This is a genomic window from Gluconobacter kanchanaburiensis NBRC 103587 (genome assembly GCF_007988905.1).
Taxonomy (GTDB): Bacteria; Pseudomonadota; Alphaproteobacteria; order Acetobacterales; family Acetobacteraceae; genus Gluconobacter; species Gluconobacter kanchanaburiensis.
On the sequence record NZ_BJVA01000003.1, the window covers coordinates 286,715 to 292,714 of the forward strand.

A 6,000-nucleotide genomic window follows, 5' to 3' on the forward strand; every position below is an offset into this window, starting at 1 on the left:
ATGTCCTGTCTGCCATCCGGGCAGCAGCCTGTCCATGCAGCCTTTCGGGCTGGCATCGAGGCTTTGGCCCTGATATTTCCCGGGCTGTCTCTTTCATCTGATCGCGGCTGTGTCTGCGGTCCTGGTCGCCGGATCCCTGCCCCATGTCCGATAGTTTCGAGCCGATCCGTATTGTCGCGCTGTATCATTTCACGTCGTTCGCCGACCCAGCAGCCTTGCGGGAGCCGTTGCTGGAGCTGTGCGAGCGTGAGGGGATCAGAGGGATTCTGCTTCTGGCGCGCGAAGGGATTAACGGCACGATTGCCGGCACGGATGAGGGTATGGAGCGCGTGATGGCGCATATCCGCGCGCTTCCGGGCTGTGCGGACTTGGAAAGCAAGGATTCCCGCGCGCCTGAACTGCCGTTTCGCCGCATGAAGGTGCGGCTGAAAAAGGAAATCGTCACGATGGGCGAGCCGGATATCGACCCGCTTCAGGGCGTGGGGCGGTATGTGGCGCCAGAAGACTGGAACGCGCTGATTTCCGATCCCGATACGATCCTGATTGATACGCGCAACGATTATGAAGTCGCGATAGGGACGTTCAAAGGCGCGGAAGACCCGAAGACGAAATCCTTCCGGGAATTTCCCGAATGGTTCCGCAAACGGCGGCAGGAACTGGAAGCGGAAGGTCGTCTGCCGAAGATTGCCATGTTCTGCACGGGCGGCATCCGTTGTGAAAAATCAACGTCCTTTGCGCGGGCGGAGGGAGTGGACGAGGTCTATCATCTCAAGGGCGGTATTCTGAAATATCTGGAGACCGTTCCGGAAGAAGAGAGCCTTTGGGAAGGCGAGTGCTTCGTGTTTGACCAGCGTGTGTCGGTGAAGCACGGGCTTGAGATCGGGACTTATGACGTGTGCCATGCCTGTCGTCGTCCATTGAGTGACAAGGACAAGGCTTCGGCTCTGTTCGTACAGGGTGTGTCGTGCCCGCATTGCCATAACGAACGCACGGAAGAGCAGCGCCACCGTTATGCCGAGCGTGAGCGGCAGGAAGCGCTGGCTCAGGCGCGGCAGGTTGGGCATCTGGGGGGTCGGCAGAAGTAAGTGAGAAGAAAAGATACTTCTCTATACTCAGCTTGATTGCCGTTCCCGATTAGGGGAACGGCTTGATGTTCTGTGCCCAAATCATTATCGGCTTCTTTCGCCGTCATCTTGGCCACGCACGGAATTGGAATGGTTTTTTTTGAAAGCTGACCTTTGTTAGCAGTCAGCCTTTAAAACCTCATTCAGAGTGTCCAGCGGCATGGAGGCACTTTGTGCACTGGTTGGGAATGCGCCGGCGCGAACATCCTCTGCATATTCCCTAACCGTTTTTTCAATGGCTGCACCAATCTCGGCAAAGCGCTTGGCGTGTCGAGGCGTCTTGTTGTCATAGAGCCCAAGAATGTCGTGCCAGACTTGTACCTCTCCATCACAATGTGGTCCTGCGCCAATGCCAATGACGGGAATAGACAGACGTTTTGTAATGACTTCAGCCAGAGGGGCCGGCACGACTTCGAGGACAATCGCAAATGCGCCAGCCTGCTCCAGAGCCAGAGCATCATCCAGAAGTTGCCGTGCCGCTGAGGCTTCGCGTGCCTGAACTTTTAGCCCGATCTGATGCTGTGCCTGAGGCGTCAGACCAAGATGTCCCATGACAGGTACACCCATTGCGGTCAGGCGATGCACCATGGGGAGGATTTCTTGACCACCTTCAAGCTTGATCGCCTGTCCTCCACCTTCCTGCATGACGCGGCGGGCCGAAGATATGGCATCCGGCACAGTCGCATAACTCATGAACGGGAGATCAACCACGACGAGTGCTGACCGACTGGCGCGTGTCACCATTTTTGCATGAAGAATCATGTCATCCACGGTCATCGGTAATGTGGTGTCATAACCATGCACCACCATTCCGGCGGAATCTCCGACCAATAGCATCGGAATACCCGCCCGTTCGGCGATCAGAGCAGAAGGGTAGTCATAGACGGTCAGCATCGGAATTCTTTCCCCCGCGACCTTCATCTTGCGGATACCATCAACTGTCTGCCGTTTGATCACGATTTATCCTTCTGCCTTCAAAAGTTTTTATGATAGCCGGCATGTCGGCACGGTTATATCTCGAATCTCCAGTGCCTTGCAGAATAACCTGGCAGATTGAAATCATCGGTGCTGCCATACCGGCGATGCCTCCCTCATCCCCGATAAAAAGCATAGGTTAAAGAAGGCGAGGCCTGTTCTTCGTCTGAACCGTTCTGCTCTGGCGTTATGATCCGTTGCTTGAGTTGAGTATGCTCTGAGGGACTTGAGCGGGTTTAAGTTTTGGCTTTGTTGCGGGAACCGATAGGGCGACCTTTGGGTTTCTTTTCGGTGTCGGTTTTTTCGGCTGTCTTTTCCTTGGTGGCTTGGGCCTTTTTCGCGGCTGTGCGTTCGGCCTTTGGGGGCGGCAGGCTGGCGGCGAGCATGGCTTGCGTGACCTTTGTGGCTGTGACCTTGCGAGGCTGTCTCACGCCCGGTGCGTTCAGAAGGGGGGCGAGAAAGCGGCCCGTATGGCTGGCTTTGCACGCTGTGATATCCTCTGGTGTTCCGGCTGCGACGACCTGACCGCCGCCGTCTCCACCTTCGGGCCCGATATCGATCAGCCAGTCTGCTGTCTTGATGACTTCGAGATTATGCTCGATCACCAGCACCGTATTCCCCTGATCCACGAGGGTGTGCAGCACTTCGAGCAGCTTACGGACGTCTTCGGTATGCAGGCCGGTTGTGGGTTCGTCGAGAATATAGACCGTGCGGCCGGTGGCGCGTTTGGCCAGTTCTTTCGACAGCTTGACGCGCTGGGCCTCGCCCCCCGAGAGGGTGGTGGCTTGTTGGCCGAGGGCAACATATCCCAGTCCAACCTGTTGAAGGATGGCGAGGCGGTCGCGGATTTTGGGGGCAGCCTGAAAGAACGGAAGGGCCTCATCCACGGTCATGGCAAGAATATCCGCGATGGATTTGCCGCGGAACTTCACTTCCAGCGTTTCGCGGTTGTAGCGTGCGCCTTTGCAGGTGTCGCAGGTCACGTACACGTCCGGTAGGAAGTGCATCTCGATCTTGAGAACGCCGTCGCCCTGACAGGCTTCGCAGCGACCGCCCTTCACGTTGAAGGAGAAGCGGCCAGGCTTGTAGCCGCGCGCCTTGGACTCGGGGAGTTCGGCGAACCAGTCGCGGATCGGGGCGAACAGGTCCGTATAGGTCGCGGGGTTGGAGCGCGGAGTGCGGCCGATCGGGGACTGGTCGATCTCGATGATTTTGTCGAGATTGTCCACGCCTTCCAGACGGTCATAGGGCAGCGGTGTCTGGCTCGATTTCATGAGCTGGCGGGACAGCGCCTTATACAGCGTGTCGATGACCAGCGTGGATTTGCCGCCACCCGAAACACCCGTGACGGCGATGAAGGTGCCGAGCGGGAAATCGACCGTCAGATCCTTGAGGTTGTTCCCGCGTGCGCCGTGCAGGGTAAGCATCCCGCTGGGCTTGCGGCGTTCCGTCGGGACGGGAATGACCTTGCGGCCTGACAGATAGGCGCCGGTAATGCTGTTGGGGTTTTGGGCGACCTCTGCGGGAGTGCCGACGGCGATGACCTGTCCGCCCAGCTTGCCTGCGCCCGGTCCCATATCAATCAGGTAGTCGGCGGCGCGGATGGCGTCCTCGTCATGTTCGACGACGATGACGGTGTTGCCGAGGCGCTTGAGGCGTTCGAGCGTGCCGAGCAGGCGTTCATTGTCGCGCTGGTGCAGACCGATGGAAGGTTCGTCCAGCACATACAGAACGCCCGTCAGGCCTGAACCGATCTGCGATGCCAGACGGATGCGCTGGCTCTCGCCGCCCGACAGGGTTGCGGAGCCGCGCGAGAGGGTGAGGTAATCCAGCCCGACATCGTCGAGGAAGTGCAGGCGGTCCGTGATTTCACGCAGGATGCGGCGGGCGATTTCGGCGCGCTGGGGCGTGAGGGTGGCTTCCACGCCGGAGAACCAGTCGAGCGCCTTGCGGATCGGCATGTCCGAGGCTTCGGCGATGTTGAGGTCCTTGACCTTCACGCACAGAGCTTCGGGTTTGAGGCGTGCGCCATGGCAGGCGTGGCAGGGTTTTTCGGACTGATAGCGCGACAGTTCTTCGCGCACCCACATGCTGTCTGTCTGGGCCATGCGGCGGCGCAGGTTCTTCAGCACGCCTTCGAACGGCTTGGTGACGATGTGGACCTTCCCGCCGTCGGTATAGGGAATGTCGATCGGCTCTTTCGAGCCGTTGATGATGAGGTCGCGTGTGGCGGGTTGGAGGTCGGACCAGGGCGTGTGCATGTCATCGCCGCAATGGCGGGCGAGGGCGGCGAGCGTCTGGTCGTACCAGTCCGTGCTCGCACCCTTCCATGGAGCGATGGCGCCTTCGGCCAGGGTCAGGCTGTCATCCGGGACAATCAGGTTTTCGTCGAAATGGGTTTCGGTGCCGATACCGTCACAGACCGGGCAGGCGCCCATCGGGGCGTTGAAGGAGAACAGACGCGGCTCGATCTCCTCGATCGTGAATCCGGAAACAGGACAGGCAAAGCGCGACGAGAAGACGACATGCGCCGGGGCCTCCTTTTCGCCTGCACGTTTCACTTCCTCGGCGTAGGCCAGGCCGTCCGAGAGTTCGAGTGCGGTCTCGAAGCTATCGGCGAGACGGGATTCGAGTCCTTCCTTGACGACGATCCGGTCCACCACGACTTCGACGGTGTGGCGCGTCTTGCGGTTCAGCTCCGGGGCTTCGGCGATTTCGTAGAGTTCGCCGTCGATCTTCACGCGGGTGAAGCCCTTGCGGGTCAGTTCGGCGAGTTCGCGCTTGCAGTCGCCTTTACGGTCTTTCACGACGGGTGCGAGCAGCATCAGGCGCATGCCGTCACCCATGGCCATGATGCGGTCTACCATCTGGCTGATGGTTTGCGCCTCGATCGGCAGGCCGGTGGCGGGGGAATAGGGAATGCCGGCACGCGCCCAGAGCAGGCGCATGTAGTCATGGATTTCCGTGATCGTACCCACGGTCGAGCGGGGGTTTTTGGACGTGGTTTTTTGCTCAATCGAGATGGCCGGAGAGAGGCCCTCAATGGAATCCACATCCGGTTTGCCCATCAGTTCAAGGAACTGGCGGGCATAGGCGGAGAGGCTTTCCACATACCGCCTCTGGCCTTCGGCATAGATCGTGTCGAAAGCCAGCGAGGATTTTCCGGAGCCTGAGAGGCCTGTGATGATCGTCAGGGAATCCCGAGGGATCGTGGCGTCGATATTCTTGAGATTATGGGCGCGGGCCCCACGGACGCGGATCGAATGATTGTCTGGAAAGCTCACGGAGACCCCAAATTCAAAGAATAGCGATTGTGCAATGGGAACGTACGATAAGGGATGCTAGATCACTTTATAGATGGGTTTTTGCGACCTATATGAAAAGAACAATTCGAGAAAATTGGTTGGGACGGGAATGGCAGGCAGCGTCAACAAGGTGATTCTGGTCGGAAATCTGGGCAAGGACCCGGAAGTCCGCAACACGCAGTCGGGGTCTAAGATCGTCAACCTGACCGTTGCGACGTCGGACACCTGGAACGATCGTCAGTCCGGAGAGCGCAAGGAGCGCACCGAATGGCATCGCGTGGTGATCTTCAATGAGCGGACGGCGGATGTGGCCGAACGGTTCCTGCGTAAGGGGCGCAAGGTCTATATCGAGGGTGAACTCCGTACCCGGAAATGGACCGATCAGTCCGGTCAGGAAAAATACACGACCGAAGTCGTGATCGACCGCTTCCGGGGCGATCTGGTGCTGATCGACAGCAATCGCAGCGGTGGTGGCGATGATGGCGGTTTTGACAACGGTGGCGGCTATGGCGGGGGCAATGGCGGTGGCTTCGGTGGTGGCAGCCGTGGTGGCTCCGCTGGCGGTTCGGGCGGCGGCTTTGGCGGCGGCGGTGCGC

General features: G+C 59.1%; 4 protein-coding genes. 2 read left to right on the forward strand and 2 right to left on the reverse strand.

The features are described 5' to 3' along the window. Window positions 1–143: 143 nt before the first annotated feature. Window positions 144–1,085 (forward strand): oxygen-dependent tRNA uridine(34) hydroxylase TrhO, encoded by a 942-nt coding sequence (trhO, locus tag GKA01_RS04375; protein ID WP_146859554.1) that lies wholly within the window; start codon window positions 144–146, stop codon window positions 1,083–1,085. 156 nt (window positions 1,086–1,241) lie between these two features. Here trhO and panB read toward each other — a convergent pair whose 3' ends face one another. Together panB and uvrA are read right to left on the reverse strand one after the other, a co-directional pair. After that, window positions 1,242–2,081, reverse strand: coding sequence for a 3-methyl-2-oxobutanoate hydroxymethyltransferase (gene panB / locus GKA01_RS04380; RefSeq protein WP_146859556.1), 840 nt, complete (start codon window positions 2,079–2,081; stop codon window positions 1,242–1,244). 254 nt (window positions 2,082–2,335) lie between these two features. Continuing rightward, window positions 2,336–5,383: an excinuclease ABC subunit UvrA gene (gene uvrA / locus GKA01_RS04385; protein ID WP_146859558.1), complete on the reverse strand. Its 3,048-nt coding sequence runs from the start codon at window positions 5,381–5,383 to the stop codon at window positions 2,336–2,338. Between the two features lie 130 nt (window positions 5,384–5,513). On the opposite strand from uvrA, the gene ssb reads away from it, so the two are divergent. Further along, a partial coding sequence (gene ssb / locus GKA01_RS04390; protein WP_146859560.1) for a single-stranded DNA-binding protein occupies window positions 5,514–6,000 on the forward strand: 487 nt, incomplete at its 3' end.